Origin of the sequence: Paraburkholderia graminis (assembly GCF_003330785.1) — a bacterium.
Classification (GTDB): Bacteria; Pseudomonadota; Gammaproteobacteria; order Burkholderiales; family Burkholderiaceae; genus Paraburkholderia; species Paraburkholderia graminis.
Map to the genome: position 1 here is coordinate 1,084,691 of NZ_CP024935.1, position 17,461 is coordinate 1,102,151.

18 protein-coding genes are annotated in these 17,461 nt (G+C 63.1%); 12 read left to right on the forward strand and 6 right to left on the reverse strand.

Annotation, left to right across the window (positions count from 1 at the left end; all coding sequences use genetic code 11):
* The first annotated feature begins 19 nt into the window (after nucleotides 1–19).
* Nucleotides 20–745 (forward strand): precorrin-4 C(11)-methyltransferase, encoded by a 726-nt coding sequence (cobM, locus tag CUJ91_RS23060; protein ID WP_114157240.1) that lies wholly within the window; start codon nucleotides 20–22, stop codon nucleotides 743–745.
* Between the two features lie 68 nt (nucleotides 746–813).
* Here cobM and CUJ91_RS23065 read toward each other — a convergent pair whose 3' ends face one another.
* Nucleotides 814–2,307: an MDR family MFS transporter gene (locus CUJ91_RS23065; protein WP_006047019.1), complete on the reverse strand. Its 1,494-nt coding sequence runs from the start codon at nucleotides 2,305–2,307 to the stop codon at nucleotides 814–816.
* Nucleotides 2,308–2,533: 226 nt separating this feature from the next.
* On the opposite strand from CUJ91_RS23065, the gene CUJ91_RS23070 reads away from it, so the two are divergent.
* Together CUJ91_RS23070 and CUJ91_RS23075 are read left to right on the forward strand one after the other, a co-directional pair.
* Nucleotides 2,534–2,806 (forward strand): DUF1488 family protein, encoded by a 273-nt coding sequence (locus tag CUJ91_RS23070; RefSeq protein WP_006047020.1) that lies wholly within the window; start codon nucleotides 2,534–2,536, stop codon nucleotides 2,804–2,806.
* A gap of 216 nt (nucleotides 2,807–3,022) precedes the next feature.
* Nucleotides 3,023–3,658, forward strand: a complete 636-nt coding sequence (locus CUJ91_RS23075) for a carbonic anhydrase (protein WP_006047021.1) — start codon at nucleotides 3,023–3,025, stop codon at nucleotides 3,656–3,658.
* 45 nt (nucleotides 3,659–3,703) lie between these two features.
* Here CUJ91_RS23075 and CUJ91_RS23080 read toward each other — a convergent pair whose 3' ends face one another.
* The 4 genes from CUJ91_RS23080 to CUJ91_RS23095 all read right to left on the reverse strand — a co-directional run bounded on the left by CUJ91_RS23080 (nucleotide 3,704) and on the right by CUJ91_RS23095 (nucleotide 7,584).
* Nucleotides 3,704–4,294, reverse strand: a complete 591-nt coding sequence (locus CUJ91_RS23080) for an alpha-ketoglutarate-dependent dioxygenase AlkB (protein ID WP_006047022.1) — start codon at nucleotides 4,292–4,294, stop codon at nucleotides 3,704–3,706.
* A gap of 135 nt (nucleotides 4,295–4,429) precedes the next feature.
* Nucleotides 4,430–6,133 (reverse strand): alpha,alpha-trehalase TreA, encoded by a 1,704-nt coding sequence (gene treA / locus CUJ91_RS23085; RefSeq protein WP_114157241.1) that lies wholly within the window; start codon nucleotides 6,131–6,133, stop codon nucleotides 4,430–4,432.
* Between the two features lie 330 nt (nucleotides 6,134–6,463).
* The gene (locus tag CUJ91_RS23090; protein WP_114157242.1) at nucleotides 6,464–7,204 is read right to left on the reverse strand and encodes an LrgB family protein; all 741 of its coding nucleotides are present in this window, start codon (nucleotides 7,202–7,204) and stop codon (nucleotides 6,464–6,466) included.
* Entirely contained in the window at nucleotides 7,201–7,584 is a 384-nt protein-coding gene (locus CUJ91_RS23095) for a CidA/LrgA family protein (protein WP_053860706.1), read from the reverse strand. Before CUJ91_RS23095 ends, CUJ91_RS23090 begins: the two co-directional genes overlap by 4 nt.
* A 136-nt stretch (nucleotides 7,585–7,720) precedes the next feature.
* On the opposite strand from CUJ91_RS23095, the gene CUJ91_RS23100 reads away from it, so the two are divergent.
* The 7 genes from CUJ91_RS23100 to CUJ91_RS23130 all read left to right on the forward strand — a co-directional run bounded on the left by CUJ91_RS23100 (nucleotide 7,721) and on the right by CUJ91_RS23130 (nucleotide 14,869).
* Nucleotides 7,721–8,875, forward strand: a complete 1,155-nt coding sequence (locus CUJ91_RS23100) for an epoxide hydrolase family protein (protein WP_114157243.1) — start codon at nucleotides 7,721–7,723, stop codon at nucleotides 8,873–8,875.
* Nucleotides 8,876–9,088: 213 nt separating this feature from the next.
* Nucleotides 9,089–9,421, forward strand: coding sequence for an ArsR/SmtB family transcription factor (locus tag CUJ91_RS23105; RefSeq protein ID WP_006047028.1), 333 nt, complete (start codon nucleotides 9,089–9,091; stop codon nucleotides 9,419–9,421).
* Between the two features lie 2 nt (nucleotides 9,422–9,423).
* Nucleotides 9,424–9,870: an SRPBCC family protein gene (locus CUJ91_RS23110; protein WP_114157244.1), complete on the forward strand. Its 447-nt coding sequence runs from the start codon at nucleotides 9,424–9,426 to the stop codon at nucleotides 9,868–9,870.
* A 51-nt stretch (nucleotides 9,871–9,921) separates the two neighbouring features.
* A complete protein-coding gene (locus tag CUJ91_RS23115; RefSeq protein ID WP_114157245.1) occupies nucleotides 9,922–10,557 on the forward strand; it encodes a glutathione S-transferase family protein in 636 nt (211 codons plus the stop codon).
* A gap of 614 nt (nucleotides 10,558–11,171) precedes the next feature.
* Nucleotides 11,172–13,340 carry a M1 family metallopeptidase gene (locus CUJ91_RS23120; RefSeq protein ID WP_029970572.1) on the forward strand — a complete coding sequence of 723 codons (2,169 nt, stop codon included), beginning with the start codon at nucleotides 11,172–11,174 and terminating at the stop codon, nucleotides 13,338–13,340.
* Nucleotides 13,341–13,538: 198 nt separating this feature from the next.
* Complete coding sequence (locus CUJ91_RS23125) at nucleotides 13,539–14,480, forward strand: metallophosphoesterase family protein (RefSeq protein ID WP_114157246.1); 942 nt, start codon at nucleotides 13,539–13,541, stop codon at nucleotides 14,478–14,480.
* Between the two features lie 29 nt (nucleotides 14,481–14,509).
* Nucleotides 14,510–14,869: a cupredoxin domain-containing protein gene (locus tag CUJ91_RS23130; protein WP_114157247.1), complete on the forward strand. Its 360-nt coding sequence runs from the start codon at nucleotides 14,510–14,512 to the stop codon at nucleotides 14,867–14,869.
* Here CUJ91_RS23130 and CUJ91_RS23135 read toward each other — a convergent pair.
* Nucleotides 14,863–15,171 (reverse strand): hypothetical protein, encoded by a 309-nt coding sequence (locus tag CUJ91_RS23135; RefSeq protein WP_114157248.1) that lies wholly within the window; start codon nucleotides 15,169–15,171, stop codon nucleotides 14,863–14,865. The genes CUJ91_RS23130 and CUJ91_RS23135 overlap by 7 nt on opposite strands.
* A 299-nt stretch (nucleotides 15,172–15,470) precedes the next feature.
* Between CUJ91_RS23135 and CUJ91_RS23140 the strand changes: the two genes are divergently transcribed.
* Nucleotides 15,471–16,343 carry a hypothetical protein gene (locus CUJ91_RS23140; RefSeq protein ID WP_114157249.1) on the forward strand — a complete coding sequence of 291 codons (873 nt, stop codon included), beginning with the start codon at nucleotides 15,471–15,473 and terminating at the stop codon, nucleotides 16,341–16,343.
* Nucleotides 16,303–17,454 (forward strand): GGDEF domain-containing protein, encoded by a 1,152-nt coding sequence (locus tag CUJ91_RS23145; protein ID WP_006047035.1) that lies wholly within the window; start codon nucleotides 16,303–16,305, stop codon nucleotides 17,452–17,454. Before CUJ91_RS23140 ends, CUJ91_RS23145 begins: the two co-directional genes overlap by 41 nt.
* Nucleotides 17,455–17,461: the final 7 nt, after the last annotated feature.

Genomic DNA, 17,461 nt, shown 5'->3' on the forward strand with positions numbered 1-17,461 from the left:
ATCAATCATGGAGCTTTGAATGACGGTGTTTTTTATCGGCGCGGGTCCTGGGGACTCCGAACTAATCACGGTGAAAGGGCAGCGCCTCGTGCGCCGTTGTCCGGTGATTCTGTATGCGGGTTCGCTGGTGCCGGCTGCGGTGCTGGAAGGACATTCGGCGGTCGAGGTCGTCAACACCGCCGAACTCGATCTCGATCAGATCGTGGACTTGCTGAAACGCGCACACGATAAAGGCCAGGATGTGGCGCGCGTGCATTCGGGCGACCCGTCGTTGTATGGCGCGATCGGCGAACAGATCCGCAGACTGCGCGAACTCGCGATTCCCTATGAGATCGTGCCGGGCGTGACGGCGACCGCTGCCAGCGCGGCCGCGCTCGGTTGCGAGCTGACGTTGCCCGGCGTTTCGCAGACGCTCATTCTCACGCGCTACGCGACGAAAACCGCGATGCCCGAAGGCGAGCAACTTGCCGATCTCGCACGGCATCGTGCGACGATGGCGATTCACCTGGGCGTGCGGCACCTTGCGCGTATCGTCGACGAATTGCGGCCGCATTACGGCGGCGCGTGTCCGATCGCGGTGATCTATCGCGCGAGCTGGCCGGACGAAGAAAAGATCACCGGTACGCTCGACGATATTCTCGGCAAGGTGCAGTCGACGCAGATCGAGCGCACCGCGTTGATTCTGGTCGGCGACGTGCTGGCGGCGGAAGGGTTTGCCGACTCGACGCTGTACGCGAAGGACTGACGCGTTGTGCATGGGCCGCGCGAAGCGGCGGCGTTGGCTTGCCGTCGCGCAGCTCGCATCGCAAAGCCTCAATCTTCCAGCGGCGCCAGCGCCTCCAGCGGCATCTTTTTCTCGGCGCCGATGTGGATCGCCGGCACCAGCGTCAGCAGCACGACCACAAAAATCGCAATCGCGAAGATCGACATGAACGTGAGGTGCAGCGATTGATGCAGCACCATGCGGATCGCGTCGCCGCCGCCGAAATTCGCCGCCTGATTTTGCAGCAGGCTTTTCAGTTGATCGGACCTGACGGCGGCGCTGCCTCCCGAATGACTCAGCCCGAAGTTGAGCACCGCGCCGAACAGCGTCGCGCCGAGCGTGCTGCCGAGATTACGCGAGAACAGGTTCGACGCCGTGGCGCTGCCGCGCTCCTCCATCTTGACGATTTCCTGGATCAGGATGAGGCAACTGACGCTCGACGTGCCCATGCCGAAGCCCATGATGAGCGAGCCGAACGCGGCGACGAGCGGCGAGCCGCCCGGCGCGAGAAACAGCAGCAGCACCGCGCCGACCGGAATGAACGCACTGCCGGCGATCAGCATGCGCCGCAGGCCGATGCGGTGAAACACCTTGGCGGCGAGCGTCGCGCCGACCGGCCAGCCGACCATCATCATCGTCAGTGCAAGGCCGGCGATCACGGGCGAGCGGTTCAGCACGCCTTGCACGTACATCGGCAGGAACGTGGTCGAGCCCATCAGGATCATGCCGGAGAGCAAGGTCGCGCCGTTGCACGCGGCAATCGGGCGGCGGCTCCACAGCGCGAACGAGATCATCGGCTCCCTGGCGCGGCGCTCCTGCAGCACGAACAGCAGCAGGCACACGACGAATGCCGCGCCGGCCATCGACGCATGCGCGAGGTCGTCGTCGCCCGCGTAGGTGAGCGCCGTCATCAACGCGGCGATGGCGGCCATGAAGAGCGCTGCGCCCGCGAAGTCGATGGAAGGGCGCGCGTGCCGCTCACCCTCGCGCAGGAAGGCGATGAAGCCCGCAGCCGACGCGAGGCCGATCGGCACGTTCATCCAGAAGATCCACGCCCACGACATGTTGTGGATGATGAAGCCGCCGACCATCGGCCCGACGACTGCCGAAATCGCCCACACGCTCGCGAGATAACCTTGCACCTTGCCGCGTTCGCGCGCCGGATACAGGTCCGCGACGATGGTCAGCGTGACCGGCTGGATCGCGCCCGCGCCGACGCCCTGAATCAGCCGGAATGCGATCATGGCCGGCATCGACCACGCGAAGCCCGCGAGCACGGAGCCGATCAGAAAGATCGCGATGCCCGCCAGCATGATCGGCTTGCGGCCGTAGAGATCGGCCAGCTTGCCGAACACCACGGTCATCGCCGTTTGAGCGAGCAGGAACGACGAGAAGACCCAGCTATACAGATGCAGATCGCCGAGTTGTGCGACGATCTGCGGCATGGCGGTGGATACGATGGTGGCTTCGATGGCGACCATCGCCATCGAAGCCATGACGGCGGCAATGACCAAAGGACGCGACGATTGCGGATGGCGGGACATGGGGCGAAGTTGGTATCAGAATAGTGGGTGCGTCTGCCGGGCGGTGCCTGGCTGATGCATGATGCACGGTCGGCGCTATGACGTCGGCGTGGCCGTTCGAGCGGCCGAAAGCGAGTATGCACCTTGCAGGGAATCTTCGCAGCGTAGTGCTGCAGTGAAGCGCTGCGTGCCGTCATGGCACAACGCTTGCGACTCCCGCAATTCTTTCGACACATGGAGGATCATTATGAGGATCGAATTCACCGGACGCCGTGAAGTGGTGGCGGCTGCGCGCGTCGCCTTCGAAGCCAATGTCGACGGAAAGGACGTCTGGTGCAGCGTATCGCTCGACGCGCTCAACGACCATTTCGGCAATGGCGGGCCGTCGGCGCACGATCTCGTGGGCACGTTCGAGGCGAACCGCGCGCAGATCGAAAACGCGACCAAGCGGGTGCTCGAAAAAAACGGCGGGCAATCGGTGGAACTCGAAACGCGCGATTTCGACAAGACGGGGCCGTGAGGTCGTCGTAGCGGGGCCGGCATGCGCCGGCTTTGACGGCGCGACGATGCGGCAAGGACACGCCGGGTCGCACTGGCGCGGCGCGTTGCGCGGCGGCCTCGGCGGCGCATGCCCATCGCGTGGCAACGCGGCAACGCGGTATAGTCGCGCGAATCCATAGCGGCTGTGCGCTGCGCGCCGCGCAACTTCGAACCTTCGACTATCGGAGAGAACATCTTGCAGGAAATCATCGAGGGCTTGATCCGCTTTCAACGCGACGTGTTTCCGCAGCAAAGCGCTTTGTTCAAGCGCCTGTCCGCCGCGCAAAGCCCGAGCGCGCTGTTCGTGACGTGCTCGGACAGCCGCGTGGTGCCTGAACTGCTGACGCAGTCGGAACCCGGCGCGCTGTTCGTGATTCGCAACGCGGGCAATATCGTGCCCTCGTATGGTCCCGAGCCGGGCGGCGTGTCGGCGACCGTCGAATATGCGGTCGCGGTGCTCGGCGTGCGCGACATCGTGATATGCGGCCACTCGAATTGCGGCGCGATGACGGCGATCTCGAGCAACACGAACCTCGAACATCTGCCGGCGGTGGCCGGCTGGCTGCGTCACGCCGATGCCGCGAAGGCGATCAATGCGTCGCGCACCTATGAGTCGGCGGCGGAACGTCTCGACGCGCTGGTCAAGGACAACGTGGTGGCCCAACTGGCTAATATCCGCACGCATCCGTCGGTGGCGGTCGGGCTCGCGAACAAGACGCTGCAACTGCATGGCTGGCTCTTCCAGATTGAAAGCGGCGTGATGCTTGCACTCGACGGCCGCAGCGGTAAGTTTGTGCCCTTGCTCGAAAATCCGGACGTTTTTGCCGTGTGATCGGGCGGGGGATGCGGGCAGGGGCTTGCGCGCGCGCAGGCGTGCCTATTCCCGTGGCCCGTTGTAGCAGCGAAATGCCAGGCTGATACGCGGCCCGACGCGCTCGCCGAGCTTTGGAATGCCGTGGTCGTGCGTGAACTGCGACGCGTAGCTCATCACCAGACAGCTACCCGGCTCGAGGTCGACATGCACCGCGCGGCCGGGGCCTTTCTTCGGGCGGATCGTCATGCGACGGGCAGCGCCGAGCGATACGATCGCGATCGGCTCGCCGCGCACCAGGTTCGCCGTCTTGTCGCTGTGCGGCGCGACGCTGTCGTGTTCGTCGCGATACAGGTTCAGACCCACGCGGTTAAACGGCGCGCCGACGAGCGAGCGCACCGCTTCGAACGCCTCGCCAAGCGGCGCGGGCAAGTCCGCCGATTCGCGCAGGAACGTGGCGATCAGGCGAGGCACGGCCACCTCGCGCTCGTACATCATCCGCTGATGGCTGCTCCAGCCGATGTTCTTCAGCGCCTCGCCGAACCACTGCTGCGCGAGCGCAAGCGGGACCAGGTCGGGCAAATAACGCATTCCGCCTTCGTTGTCGCTAAACAGGGTAACGGGCTCGGGGGCAAACAGGCCTTGCTGGGACACCATGATTCAACGCCGGGCGCGCAGGCCCCGGCCAGGAAATGACGGGTTCATGCCTGTCATTATACTGTGTTTTTATACAGTGTTTCCAGGTCCCGGAAGTCTGCCGCCAGCCTCTGGTCTCCTCGCGCCGCGGCGAACTCACTCGCCGGGGCTATACAGGTCCAGCAGTTTCAGCGTCACGCCGTTCGTCCAGCCAAAGCCGTCCTGCAGCGGATATTCGCCGCCGCCGCCACCGCCCGTGCCCGCGCCTTCCACTACGTATTTCTCGACGAGCTTCTTGTCCGACGCATAGACGCCTTTCACGTCGGCGAGAAAGCGCGTGCCGATCTGCTGCGCGAGCGCGTCCTGGCCATAGCGCTTCAAGCCCTGAATCGCGACCCAATGCAACGGCGCCCAGCCGTTCGGCGCATCCCACTGCTGCGTGGTGTTGTACGTCGTGGTGACGAGGCCGCCTGGCTGCAACAACGTCGATTGCACCTGCTGCGCGGTCTTTTTCGCGCGATCCGGCCAGGCGGCGCCGACGAACAGCGGGAACACCATCGCCGCGGTTTTGTTGTCGCGCGGTTTGGCGAGTTGCCAGTCATAGTCGCCGTAGTAGCCGTTCGCGTTCCACAAGTAGCGATTGATGCCGAGCGCGCGCTTCGCCGCGCGTCCCGCGAATTCGCCGACACAGCGGAAATCGCGCGTCTCGCCGCAGCCCTTCGCGATGGTGATCTCCAGGTGGAACATCAGGCTATTGAGATCGACGGGAATGATCGAGGTGGTGCGCACCGTCGCGAGCGTCATGTTGTCGCCGAACCAGCGGGAGCTGAAATCCCAGCCGCTTTCGGCGGTGGCGCGCAGTTCGCGGTAGACGTCGTTCGGATTGCGCCCGGGTGCCTTTTGCGCGGTCTGAATGTCCTCAAGATAAGACTCGTCGCGAGGCGTGTCGAGCTCGTCCCAGTAGCGGTTCAGCACCGTGCGATCGTGCATCACGACCACGTTGCGCGTCGCCGATCCGGCCGGCGTCGAGCTTTCGCCCTGCATCCAGTAGCCGTATTCCTTGCGCAGCGCCGGCAGGTACTTCTGATAGACGCCGCGTCCTTCCACCTTGGCCGCGAGTTCGACCATATGCGAGAAGAAGGGTGGCTGCGAGCGGTCGAGGTAGTACGTGCGATTGCCGTTGGGAATATGGCCGAACGTGTCGATCATGTACGCGAAGTTGTCGAGCATGTTGTCGACGAGATCTTCGCGGCCCGCTTCCTGAAGGCCCAGCATCGTGAAGTAGGTGTCCCAGTAGTAGCCTTCGCGAAAGCGTCCGCCGGGCACCACGTATGGCTTCGGCAAGGGAATCAGCGAGCTGTTCGGCGGCGCGCTCATGGTCGTGCGTGTGAGCGCGGGCCACAGCCAGTTGATGTGCTCACGCAGCGTCTGATTCGCGGGCGGCGTGATGACCGGCTCGCTCGGCGGCGTGAAGTACTGATTCACGAAGTTCGCGAGCGAGAAGCCGGGCTTGCTCCTCTGCTGGTGATAAAGCTGCACGATTGCGGCGGGATCCGCATTCGGCGTTGCATCGACGAAGGTCTTCTGGTCCGGATAGATCTGCGCCGTTTGCACTGCCACGAACAGGTCGCCATAGAGTATGTCCGGCGCGGGCGGCAACGTGCCGCCGACCTGCGTGTCGGCGTGACAGACGGACGACAGTCCGATTAGGAAAGCGAAGCTCGACACGGCGGCCGCGCGATGCAGGTACTTGAACCGCGCGGCGGGAAGGGAAGGCTGCGATAAAAAAGCGGGGAAACCAGCGACGCCGGGCGCGCGTCCGGCACAGCGAATGCTGCGCGCTTGCGATGACACAATCATGTCTCCTCCTGAGGAATGGACAACAGGATTGGTCGCCTCTCACGCCCTCTCTTTGATGACTAGCCGTGATGATCCTTTTGGGGCGTGGCTAGCATGGCATAAAACAGACGGCGCTTCAAACTATGCGGGACGAATGGGTGCACAGCGTTCTGATGAGGTGTCGCGAGCGCTTGCTGGCCGCGCTCTTTGTTTAGTTCGGATGGCGAATTAGTTAATGATTAAGTCGACGCCGTTACTGTCCGCGATGCGGAGCTAAGCGCGCCGGAGCATTTCAGATTAGCCCTTGATTTACGGGCTAATCTGTTTATGAAGCATAAAAGCAACCGACGCTCACGCACCCAACCAGCGTGCAACAACCGGCATCAGCACAGGAACCACGAACGCGGTGAACACGCCGTTAAGCCCCATGCCGAGCCCTGCAAACGCGCCCATCTGCTCGCTGACCTGGAAGGCGCGCGCCGTGCCGATGCCATGCGACGCAATGCCGAGTGCGAAACCGCGCACTTCGGGTTCTGCGATCTTGAGCGCGTTGAGGATGGCGCGCGCGAAGACCGCGCCGAAGACGCCCGTCGATATAACGAGCACTGCGGTCAGCGACGGAATCCCGCCGATTTCCGACGCGACGGCCATCGCGATCGGCGTCGTCGCGGACTTGGGTGCGAGCGATGCGAGCGTTTGATGCGATGCGCCGAACAGCGCGGCCACGCCGATCGCCGACACGATCGCGGTCAACGAGCCGGCGACGAGCCCGCCTAACAGCGGCAACGCATAGCGCCGCAGCTTCGGCCACTGACGATAGAGCGGCAACGCGAGCGCGACCGTCGCGGGACCGAGCAGGAAGTGCACGAACTGCGCGCCCTCGAAATACGTGGCGTACGGCGTGCCCATGATCTCGAGCACCGCGACCAGCAGCGCGACCGCGATCAACACCGGATTGGCGAGCGGATTGAAACGCGCCTTCGCATACAACGTCTGCGCGATCAGATACGCGATCAACGTGATGGTGAGGCCGAGCAGCGGGCTTGCCGCAAGATAGACCCAGATCGCGCCGAGCTTGGGTAACGCGGTCATTGTGCGGCCTCCGTATCGGCGCGATCGTGTGGTTGCCGGCGCTGCTGCCGGCGCATCAACGCACGGGTGACCAGCGCGGCGACCGCAATCGCGAGTGTCGTGCTGACGGCAATCGAGACGATCACCGCAACGGCATCGCCGCGAATGCGGCTTGCCGACACCATGATGCCGACGCCCGCAGGCACGAACAGCAGCGACAGATGCCGCAGCAATTCGAGCGCGGTCGGCTCGATTGCGTCCGCCGTTTGCGGGCGCATCATGATGAAGCCGAACAGCAACAGCATGCCGATCACCGGGCCGGGCACCGGCAAATGGAATACGTAAGACACGCCTTCTCCAAGGCATTGAAATAGAAGCAGGGCGGCGAGCGCTCCCAGCATGTCGATCTCCAGCGCACGAAACGGAAATGCGGCCATTGTGTACCATGCCGATAATTTCGTGGTTCGCGCGAGCGCATTGCCGCGAGTCTCGCTGCTCGGCAGTGCGCTATCGGCTACTTCAACCTGGATGACGCCCATGCAAATCGAACCGTTTCATATCGCCGTGCCTGATGCCGACATCGACGATCTTCACCGACGTATTCGTGCAACGCGCTGGGCGCCCGCGACGCCGTCGCCCGCGTGGCAGCAGGGCATCGACCCGGCATGGCTGCGCGAGTTCGTCGACTATTGGGCGAACCAGTTCGACTGGCGCGCGGCCGAGCAGCGCCTGAACCGGCAGCCGCAATTCATCGCCGATGTGCATGGACAGCGCGTGCATTTCATTCATCGGCGCGGCGTGGGTCACGCGCCTTATCCGCTCGTCGTCACGCATGGTTGGCCCGGTTCGTTTGTCGAGTTCGAGGCGCTGCTCGAACGGCTCTGCGATCCCGCGGCGTTCGGCGGAGATCCCGCGGATTCGTTCGATGTGGTGGTGCCTTCGCTGCCTGGCTTCGCGTTTTCGCCGGCGCCCGCGCAACCCGGCACGTCGGCGTTTCAGGTCGCGAATCTTTGGGTGTCGCTGATGAGCGGCCTCGGTTATCGGCGCTTCGGCGCGCAAGGCGGCGACCTTGGCGCGGGCGTATCGCTTGCGCTGGCGGCGCGGCATCCGCAGGCTGTCGACGGCGTTCATTTGAACTTCCTGCCGAGTTCCTACGAGCCGGCAATCGGCGCGGCGCAACGACCGTTGACATCGGAAGAAGAGCGCTTTTTGCGCGAGAAAAACGACTGGGCCGCACTCGAAGGCGGCTATGCCCACATGCACGCGACGAAGCCGCTGACGCTCGCCGCCTCGCTGAACGATTCGCCGGTTGGACTCGCCGCCTGGATCGCCGAAAAATTTCGCGCGTGGAGCGATTGCGAAGGCGACGTCGAGCGCGTGTTTTCGAAGGACGAGTTGCTGACCAACATTTCGCTTTACTGGTACACGCAATGCATCGGGCCGGCCATACAGATGTATTGGGAGAACCGCCTTCAGCCGATGCGTTTTGCCGAAGGCCAGCGCGTCGTGCCGCCCGTCGGCTTTGCGCGCTTTCCGAAAGAGATCAGCCATCCGCCGCGCAGTTGGCTCGAACGAACCTTCAATGTCGCGCAGTGGACGGACATGCCGGGCGGCGGCCATTTCGCCGCGATGGAAAAGCCCGATCTGCTGGCCGCCGAGATCCGCAGCTTCTTCAGACCGCTACGCACGTAGCGCGTCAAATTGTGCCGAACAGCGCGCGCGGACGATCTTTCAGCGTGCCCGCCAGCAAGCGCAACGCGCTGACGAGCTGATCGCGGTTCGCGGCGCAGGCGAGGTTGATCGATACGTCGCTCAGCGCCGCGCCAATTCCCCGGTCTCAAGCTCCGAGAAAAAGTAGACATAGAACACCTTGACACCGCGCGCCGAGTCTCTATAGTTCACCACATGGTGAAGTCTCCTGTCAGTCAACTCGATCGTACGTTTTCCGCGCTGGTGGACCCCACGCGGCGGGCCATCCTCGCCCGCCTCGAGCGGGAGCCGGGCCTGTCCGTCACGGAAATCGCACGCCCATTGCCGCTCAAGCTGCCCGCCGTCATGAAGCATCTCGACGTGCTGAGCGACGCCGGGCTCATCACGCGCGCCAAGCATGGGCGGACCGTGTCGGTTGACCTGGTGGCCGGCCCAATGGAAGAGGCGATGGCGTGGCTCAGACGCTATGAGCGCTTCTGGTCCGCGAGCCTCGACCGGCTCGCCGATTTTGTCGAAGGAGAGGAGTGAATATGCAGAAGCCGAGCCTGACGATCGTACGGCGCCTGAAGGCGCCGCCGCAGAAAGTCTATGCCGCGTGGACGAGACCGGAGTTGATGGCGCGCTGGTGGGGCCCCGACGCCGGGCCGGTGCTGAGCGCCGAAGCCGATCCGCGCGTGGGCGGCCGTTTTCGCGTGGTGTTCCAGACGCTCGACGGCGAAACGCACGATTGCCGCGGCGAATATCAGGAAGTCGAGGCCGACCGCAAGCTCGTGTTCACGTGGCAGTGGGTGACGCTGCCCGAGCGCCGCTCGCTCGTGACGATCACGTTTCGTCCCGTCGACGAAGGCACGGAAATGAATTTCACGCACTCGCAGTTCTTCGACGAAGCCGCGCGCGATGGTCACGATGCGGGCTGGAAAGGCGCGTTCGAGAAGCTCGATGCATTGATCGCGGAACTCGGCAGCACAGGAATTTAAAGCGCTTGAAGAGGCAACATCGAATGGAGTGAACTCACACGGAGACGTCACATGCAGCTTTATTATTCAGAAACGCTGGCCCCTCGCAAGGCTTGCGCAGTTGCGCGTTATTTAGGGTTGCCAATCGAATATGTTTTCGTTGACCTCGGCAAGGGCGAGCACGTCGCGCCCGCTTATCTGGCGATTAATCCGAACGGCAAAGTGCCGTGCCTCGTCGACGGAGAGCGAAGCATCTGGGAAGCCGACGCGATCATTTGCCATCTCGCGCAACGTGCGCAATCGCCGTTGTGGCCGCAGAACGCCGAGCAGCAGACAGACGTGCTGCGCTGGCTGAGCTGGAATAGCCAGCATTTTTATCGCCACGGCGGAACGCTTTACTTCGAGCACCTGATCAAGCCCGCTATTGGACTCGGCGGACCCGACAGCGCGAAGATCGCCGAAGCGCAAGGCTGGTTTCGCAAGCACGCAGCGGTGTTGGACCGGCATCTCGAGAACCGGAAGTGGCTGCTCGGCGACGCGATGAGCATTGCCGACTTCTCGGTCGCCGTCACGTTGCCGTATGCGTCGCGCGCCGCGATGCCGCTCGGCGAGTTTCCGAATGTGGTGCGCTGGCACGATCGGCTGAATGAACTGGAAGCGTGGCGCAATCCGTTTCCTTCGCGGCAGACCGAGGCAGCAGCGGCCTGAGCAAACGCATGTGCCGCGCGATCGTTGCCATGACCTATGACGATCGCGCGCGACACGGCTTATCCACCGAACCCGCCCGCTGGACTCAATAGCTAGTACAAATGCGCCACCCGATTTTTCCAATCGGGTAGCTCATCTCCCGCTTATCACATCCCGCACCCGGAAAATAAAAAATTTTCCGTAGTCCCGCGCGAAAATCCCGCTATTTAGAGTATTAACTCAGGCCGATTACTTAAGGCATTCGCTTTGCATACGGCGCACGCGAATCGAAGAAAGATTGTGAAAGGAAGTTGACACGGTAACGTTTGCCAAACTAGGCTACGCACTGTCGTCAAGACTGATCCTGTTTTATTGCATTGCACCCGGAAGAGCAGGCGGGCTGCGCTTGACCCGTCGATCCGCAAGGGCGGCTTTAATCGTCTTTCTGAAAGTTTTGTAATAAACGAGTTTCCGCTTTAAAAATCAGCCATTAGTGCTGAGGACATAACACGTCCATATATTCTCGCTAGCAATTCGGTGCTAGTGCGGGAGACCTTTTTCGCTGAAAAAAGAAACACGGCTGAAGTGACTCAACGCACTTTCTTTATACCGATATTGTCAGTCGAGGATTAAAAATGCGTATTAATTTCCGATTACAGGTCCAGTGCCTGGCGCTAGCCGGAATAATGGTAATGGCCGGCTGCGGAGGAGGCGACGGCTCGGCTTCGTTGACGGGCAAATCCGCGCAAGCTCCAACGGCCGCATCCGACGTTCCGCTGGTGCCGCCGGCGAGCGCCGTGCTGGCGAATACATCGATCGACAAGACCGTGCAGCCGGTGGAATTGCCGAACACGGTCACGCCGATCAACTACAAGCTGTGGTTCAGGCCGAACCCGGCGCTTTCCTCGTTCGACGGCCGCGCCGACGTGCAGATCAAGGTGCTCAAGCCGGTCAACGCGATCACGATTGCCGGCCATCGCGTCAAGTTCACCAACGGCACGATCACGCTTCAACCGGGCAACATCGCGTTGATCGCCACGCCGCAGGACGACGGCGATTTTTATCAGCTGCGGCCCGTCAGCGGCCAGATCGCCGCGGGCAACTACTCGCTGCACATGGAGTGGAGCGGCATCATCAACTTCAAGAGCTATGACGACCCGGTGGCGAAAACGGGCGGCAGTTGCGGCGACGACCACTATCCCGGCTGCTCGGCGGCGGAGGGCGTGTTCCGCGTCGATCTGAAGTCGACCGACGGCACCACGAGCGGCGCGATTCTCACGCAAGGCGAGTCGAATCTCGCGCGGCAATGGTTCCCTGGCTGGGACGAGCCGGCATTCCGGCCGACCTACGAGGTGAGCGCCGAAGTGCCGCAGAACTGGAACGTCGTGTCGAACGCAGCCGAGAAGCCCGCGGTGAACGTGGATAGCGGCTACAAGCTGGTGTCGTTCGAAAAGACGCCGCCGATGCCGTCGTATCTGTTGTTCTTCGGCGGCGGTCAGTTCGATATTCTCGAAGACGATTTCACGAGTCCGCTGCCGGACGGCAAGGGCTTGCATCTGCGCATCTTCACGCCGCCCGGCATGCGTGACTGGGCCAAGCCCGCGATGCAGCAGACCAAGCAGGCGCTCGATTACTACTATCGCTACACGGGCATCCCGTTGCCGCTCACGAAGTTCGACACGGTCGCCGCGAACGACGCGTTCAAGGAGCAGAAGGACCTGAACTTCGGCGGCATGGAGAACTGGGGCGCGATTCTGGAATTCGCCGACGACATCCTGCCCGCGCCGGGCACCACCATGTCCGATTACGGCGTGACGGTGCTCACGCACGAAGCGGCGCATCAGTGGTTTGGCGATCTCGTTACGCTCGACTGGTGGGACGACGTGTGGCTCAACGAATCGTTCGCGACGTTCTTCGAGAACAAGACCAAGGTCCGTTTCTTCCCCGACCGCTTTAGCTGGGTCGACGACGTGAAGAACAAGTACGCGGTCATCAACGCCGATCTCAAGTCGACGTCGTTCCCTGTGCAGCCGAACTTCAACGGCTGGGCGTCCAACGACTTCGTGCTGAGCGCAAGCGCCTTCACGTACGACAAGGGCGGCCATGTTCTGAAGACGATCGAGAACTATCTCGGCGAGGAAACGATGCGCAAGGGTCTGCAGCAGTATCTCGCGGACTATTCGCTCGGCAACGTGACGCCCAAGCGCCTGTGGGACGAACTCGCGAAGGCGAGCGGCGAGCCGATGGTCGCGATCGGCGACAGCTTCGTGCGGCAAACCGGCGTACCGCTGATCTCGCTCGACACGCAGTGCGATCTGACGACGAACCAGACCATCGTGACGCTCAAACAGTCGCCGTTCCCGAATCAGAACCAGTATCCCGGCACGCAGTGGACGATTCCGTTGACGCTTGCTTATGGCGACGGACTCGCCTCGCGCAAGACGGTCGCGATGAAGGACCTGCAAACGCAGTTGCGGCTGAACGGCTGTTCCGCGGTGCTGGCCGATCCGAGCGGCCTGGACTACTACGTGACGAACTACAGCAACAACGCGTGGAGCCAGTTGCTCGCACAAAGCAGCGCACTGAAGGACCCGGTGCTGCTGACGAGCCTGCAACTCGAAGCCAAGCTGCTCGTCGCGCATGGTCTCGCGGACCCGTCGCGTGAATCGAGCATCGGCTCGCTCAGTTCGTCGAACGCGATGGTTGCCCGTCAGTTGCTGAAGGCACCGGCGCCGACCACGCAATCGCTGCGTCCGACGATCCGTTACCAGGGCAAGCTGCGCCAGAAGGCTCAAGGAGAGTAAGCCGATCCGCAGCATGGCCGGCGTCGTTCGCGCGATGCCGGCCACTGCACGTTAGCGCTGCAATGTTGAAGACAATGTTGAAGATTCGCGGCCGCCGGGAATAAATTCCGTGCGGCCGCAGTCATGCCTGACGAACCGGGCCCGAAGAACGCTGGATAAGCCGGCGTGCTGTCGGTGGCCCGTTATCGTGAGGCCAACATGTCGTCCCATCCCTTCGATCCATCGCGCCGCGGCGCGCTGAAATGTCTCGCGTTCGGCGGCGCGGGCACGCTGTTCGTGCTTGCCGGCGGCGTGCTGACGCCGGTTCAACTCGCACTCGCCGCCGACGGCAAACCGGCAGCGGCGAGCGGCGTGCCGCTCTTTCTTCAGATCAGCGATACGCATATCGGCTTTAACAAGGAAGCCAACCCCGATGTGGCGGGCACGCTGAAGCAGACCATCGAGTTCGTTAACGCGATGCCCGTTAAACCGGCGCTCGCCATTCATACCGGCGACATCACGCATCTCTCGAAAGCAGCCGAATTCGATCTCGCCGCGCAGTTGCTGTCGGGACTGCCCGTCACCGAACTGCATACCGTGCCCGGCGAGCACGACGTCACCGACGGGCCCGGAGCCGAGTACTTCCAGCGCTTCGGCAAGGCGTCGAATAACAAGGGTTACTACAGTTTCGACCATCAAGGCGTGCACTTCGTGGGTCTCGTCAATGTGATGCACTTCAAGCCGAACGGCTTGGGCAGTTTCGGCGACGAACAATTGAAGTGGCTCGAAAACGACCTGAAGGCGCGCTCGTCCAGCACGCCGATCGTGGTGTTCGCGCACATGCCGATGTGGACGATTTACGAGCCGTGGGGCTGGGGCACCGGCGACGCGGGCGAGGCGCTGAGCTATCTGAAACGCTTCGGCTCGGTGACCGTATTGAACGGACATATCCACCAGATCGTGTCGAAGGTGGAGGGCAACGTCACGTTCCACACCGCGCGCTCCACGGCATATCCGCAGCCGGCTGCGGGCCAGGGCTCGGGTCCCGGCCCGATGAAGGTCGCCGACGACCAGTTGCCGAGGATGCTCGGCGTGACGAGCGTCACCATCGCGCGTCATCCGCTCAGCGCGACGCTCGCCGACGCGACGCTCGTCTCGTAACGGCAAAGTCCGCTCCCTGGAGATCAGTCATGCAGAACAATTTCATTCGCCGCGGATGGTTTCGGCTTGCTGCCGGCGCAGCATCTGTCACGTTCGTCGCGGTCATCGCGGGCGCCGGCGCACTGTCGGCGCGGGCGGAAACGCCCAACCAGATCGTCATCAAAGACTTCATGTTTTCGCCGATGTCGCTCACCGTCAAAGCCGGGTCCACCGTCACCTGGAAGAATCTCGACGGCGAGCCGCACACGGTCGTCAACGACGCGGGCATCTTCCGCTCGGCCGCGCTCGATCAGAACGACACGTATCAGTTTCGCTTCGACAAGCCTGGCGTCTACAACGTGTTTTGCGGCATTCATCCGAACATGAAGGAGACGATCACCGTTCAGTAACTGGGAACTCGTGTCGAAGAACCGCGAGGCGTGCCGTTTTCGCCATAGCGCTTTTGTGCCGAAATCTCGTCGAAACGCGCCATCGTTTGGCCGCACCAGACGAGAGGCGCGAAAACGACATTGCGTCGACGTTGCATCATCGCAGCCAGCATCTCCTGCTTGCGCTCACGCACGACGTCGCGAGAAAATTTCTCGATTTGGTGGAGGGCGCAACCATTTCCGTGCGCGTCGTGGCGCGAAGCGTTGAAGTCTGTCCGCGCGGCGTTCGTCGAAATCGGCCATGACCGGCCCGATTTTTGCATGGAAGGGAGCCCCCGCATCCGCCGCTGGTTTCATCGCCATGCGCGGCGGGCTTTCGCAGCGGGACTTGCCCCCATCGAGGCACTAAAGTGTGTCGCATATGCATGCGGCGTTGAACGTTTTACCTGCTTTTCCAGGCTCGAATGCGATCTGCCGAACAGACGTTCGAAGCAGAGCCCGTCGTGTTGTCGCTATCGGACGAGAGAGTTACATTCTTCCAGCAGCGTTTGCATCGACCGTGCGAATTGTGTGATCCAGGCCTGATGGAGCGTCAGACGGAAGAATTGCGGAGCGTATTACGATGTACAACGATCCTGACTTGCCTCCTGTTCGCGGAGACTACGACGATGCAGCGCGCGAGAGCGACGCCGCGGACGTGACGGGCACGGCCCCCCGCTTCGGACGTCTTGCGCTGTGCGTGGCGGCAGCGAGCGCGCTGGCGTTCGGCGTCGTCGGCACGGTCGCTTATAGCGTCTGGTTCAATAGCGATCAGCAGACTTATGCGGAGGCCATCGCCCGCGCGCGCCAGGCATTGCGCATGCCGGCGCCGGGCAACGCGGCAACGGTGCTGGCGAAATCGTCGGAGGTGAATGGCAATGCGTCGGATACGCGACCAGCGACGACCACGCCCTCGGCAGCATCGGTCGCGACCACGCCGTTCGTGACGTCCGCGATCGGCGCACCCGCGCGAAGTCCCGGCTCTGCGCCCGCCACCGCATCTGTCACTGCACCCGCCGTTGCACCCAACACGCCCGCAGACTCCATCGCACTGCTCGACTTGCCCGCAATGCCGGCGCAAGCATCCGCGTCCACTGCCGATGACAATCGCAAGCCGTCGACGTGGGCCGGCCAGATCATACGTCCGCAGCAAGACGAGGTCGAAGAGGTGCTCGCGGACGACGGCGCCGATTTGCCCTCGACGTTGGCGGCTGCGCGAGGCGCTGCGCGTCCCGCGATGCAAGCCACCGCGGGCCCGGCCGAAGCGCCCGCGCCGGAGCTTGCCTCGAGCCGTCCCGCGCGCGAAGCGAAATACGCACCGCAGGAACGGCGCGCGTCGGCAAACGGCGCGCGGCGCAAAGGCAATCTCTTCACCAAAATGGGTTCGTTCTTTCGACGCATAAGCTATCGACAACATGGCAGCGGAAGCCAGCAAGACCTCTACTCCCATCCCTGAGCCGCTGTTCGGGTCGCGCCCGGGCCTGCCGCGTGCCAACGGCTGGCGGCTCACGCTCGGTCCCGCCACCGTCGCCGTGGCGTCGCTGCTGTGCCTGCTGGTCGGCCTGCTGTATCTGGCCATGCAGATCAGGACCGTGTTCTCCGATCACGTCAAACAGGAATACGCGAGTCTCGTGCTCGAAGCGGTCGAGCGGGCCGAGACGGCGCGCGCGCGCGTCGGCGTGTGGGACGAGGTGCCCGGCGCGCACGAGTCCGCAGCCGCGGGTTACCGCGACGCGCGCGCCGAACTGACGCGGCGCCTCGCGTCGCTTGCCGCGCTAGTGAATGCGAGTCCGGCGGGCTCGCCGCGCATTCCTTCATCGGTGCTGTTGCCGGATACCACGCTCGCGCAGATGGACACGTTGCTCCACGACGCGTCGTCGTATTGGCACGCGCGGCGCGACGCCGAAAGCGCCGACATGCGCAAGCGCATCACGCTCGTCGCGCGTATGTTGCTCGCCGTCGCGGCGCTGCTTTTCTGCATGCTGCTGACGGCGCTCGGCATGTATGCGAAGCGCAATCGTCTGTTGGCCGGGCAGTCGCACGAGTTCGAACACGCGGCGCTGCACGATCCGATGACGGGCCTCGCGAACCGTCGCAAGCTCGTTGCCGCGTTGGAGCAGGCCGCCACTCAGGTGTCGACCGGCGCGAGGCTTCGCAAGATCGCTGTGCTCTATATGGATCTCGACGGCTTCAAGAAGGTCAACGATTCGCTGGGTCATCGCGTCGGTGACGAGTTTCTCATCGAGGTCTCCAAGCGCTTTCGCGAATCGGTGCGCAAGGACGATGTCGTCGCGCGCATCGGCGGGGATGAATTCGCGGTGCTGGTGCGCGAATTCTCCGAGCAGGACGAACTGCGCCACATCGCGCAGCGGCTGATCGGCTGCGTGGTTCGCACCGACGAACAGATGGGCATGGGCATGGTTCGCGCGAGCATCGGCATCGCGAGTTATCCCGATCTCGTCGACGACTATCGCCGCCTCGTCGTTGCCGCCGACGAAGCCATGTACCAGGTCAAGCGCAGCGGCAAGGACGGTTACGCGTTCGCATCACGCGGCCGTGAGCAGTGAGGCAACG

Bases quoted from the DNA above. Each gene is read 5' to 3' on its own strand.
- cobM (WP_114157240.1), top strand. From the start codon at position 20: ATGACGGTGTTTTTTATCGGCGCGGGTCCTGGGGACTCCGAACTAATC.
- CUJ91_RS23065 (WP_006047019.1), bottom strand. From the start codon at position 2,307: ATGTCCCGCCATCCGCAATCGTCGCGTCCTTTGGTCATTGCCGCCGTC.
- CUJ91_RS23070 (WP_006047020.1), top strand. From the start codon at position 2,534: ATGAGGATCGAATTCACCGGACGCCGTGAAGTGGTGGCGGCTGCGCGC.
- CUJ91_RS23080 (WP_006047022.1), bottom strand. From the start codon at position 4,294: ATGGTGTCCCAGCAAGGCCTGTTTGCCCCCGAGCCCGTTACCCTGTTT.
- treA (WP_114157241.1), bottom strand. From the start codon at position 6,133: ATGATTGTGTCATCGCAAGCGCGCAGCATTCGCTGTGCCGGACGCGCG.
- CUJ91_RS23090 (WP_114157242.1), bottom strand. From the start codon at position 7,204: ATGACCGCGTTACCCAAGCTCGGCGCGATCTGGGTCTATCTTGCGGCA.
- CUJ91_RS23095 (WP_053860706.1), bottom strand. From the start codon at position 7,584: ATGCTGGGAGCGCTCGCCGCCCTGCTTCTATTTCAATGCCTTGGAGAA.
- CUJ91_RS23100 (WP_114157243.1), top strand. From the start codon at position 7,721: ATGCAAATCGAACCGTTTCATATCGCCGTGCCTGATGCCGACATCGAC.
- CUJ91_RS23105 (WP_006047028.1), top strand. From the start codon at position 9,089: ATGGTGAAGTCTCCTGTCAGTCAACTCGATCGTACGTTTTCCGCGCTG.
- CUJ91_RS23110 (WP_114157244.1), top strand. From the start codon at position 9,424: ATGCAGAAGCCGAGCCTGACGATCGTACGGCGCCTGAAGGCGCCGCCG.
- CUJ91_RS23115 (WP_114157245.1), top strand. From the start codon at position 9,922: ATGCAGCTTTATTATTCAGAAACGCTGGCCCCTCGCAAGGCTTGCGCA.
- CUJ91_RS23120 (WP_029970572.1), top strand. From the start codon at position 11,172: ATGCGTATTAATTTCCGATTACAGGTCCAGTGCCTGGCGCTAGCCGGA.
- CUJ91_RS23125 (WP_114157246.1), top strand. From the start codon at position 13,539: ATGTCGTCCCATCCCTTCGATCCATCGCGCCGCGGCGCGCTGAAATGT.
- CUJ91_RS23130 (WP_114157247.1), top strand. From the start codon at position 14,510: ATGCAGAACAATTTCATTCGCCGCGGATGGTTTCGGCTTGCTGCCGGC.
- CUJ91_RS23135 (WP_114157248.1), bottom strand. From the start codon at position 15,171: ATGCAAAAATCGGGCCGGTCATGGCCGATTTCGACGAACGCCGCGCGG.
- CUJ91_RS23140 (WP_114157249.1), top strand. From the start codon at position 15,471: ATGTACAACGATCCTGACTTGCCTCCTGTTCGCGGAGACTACGACGAT.
- CUJ91_RS23145 (WP_006047035.1), top strand. From the start codon at position 16,303: ATGGCAGCGGAAGCCAGCAAGACCTCTACTCCCATCCCTGAGCCGCTG.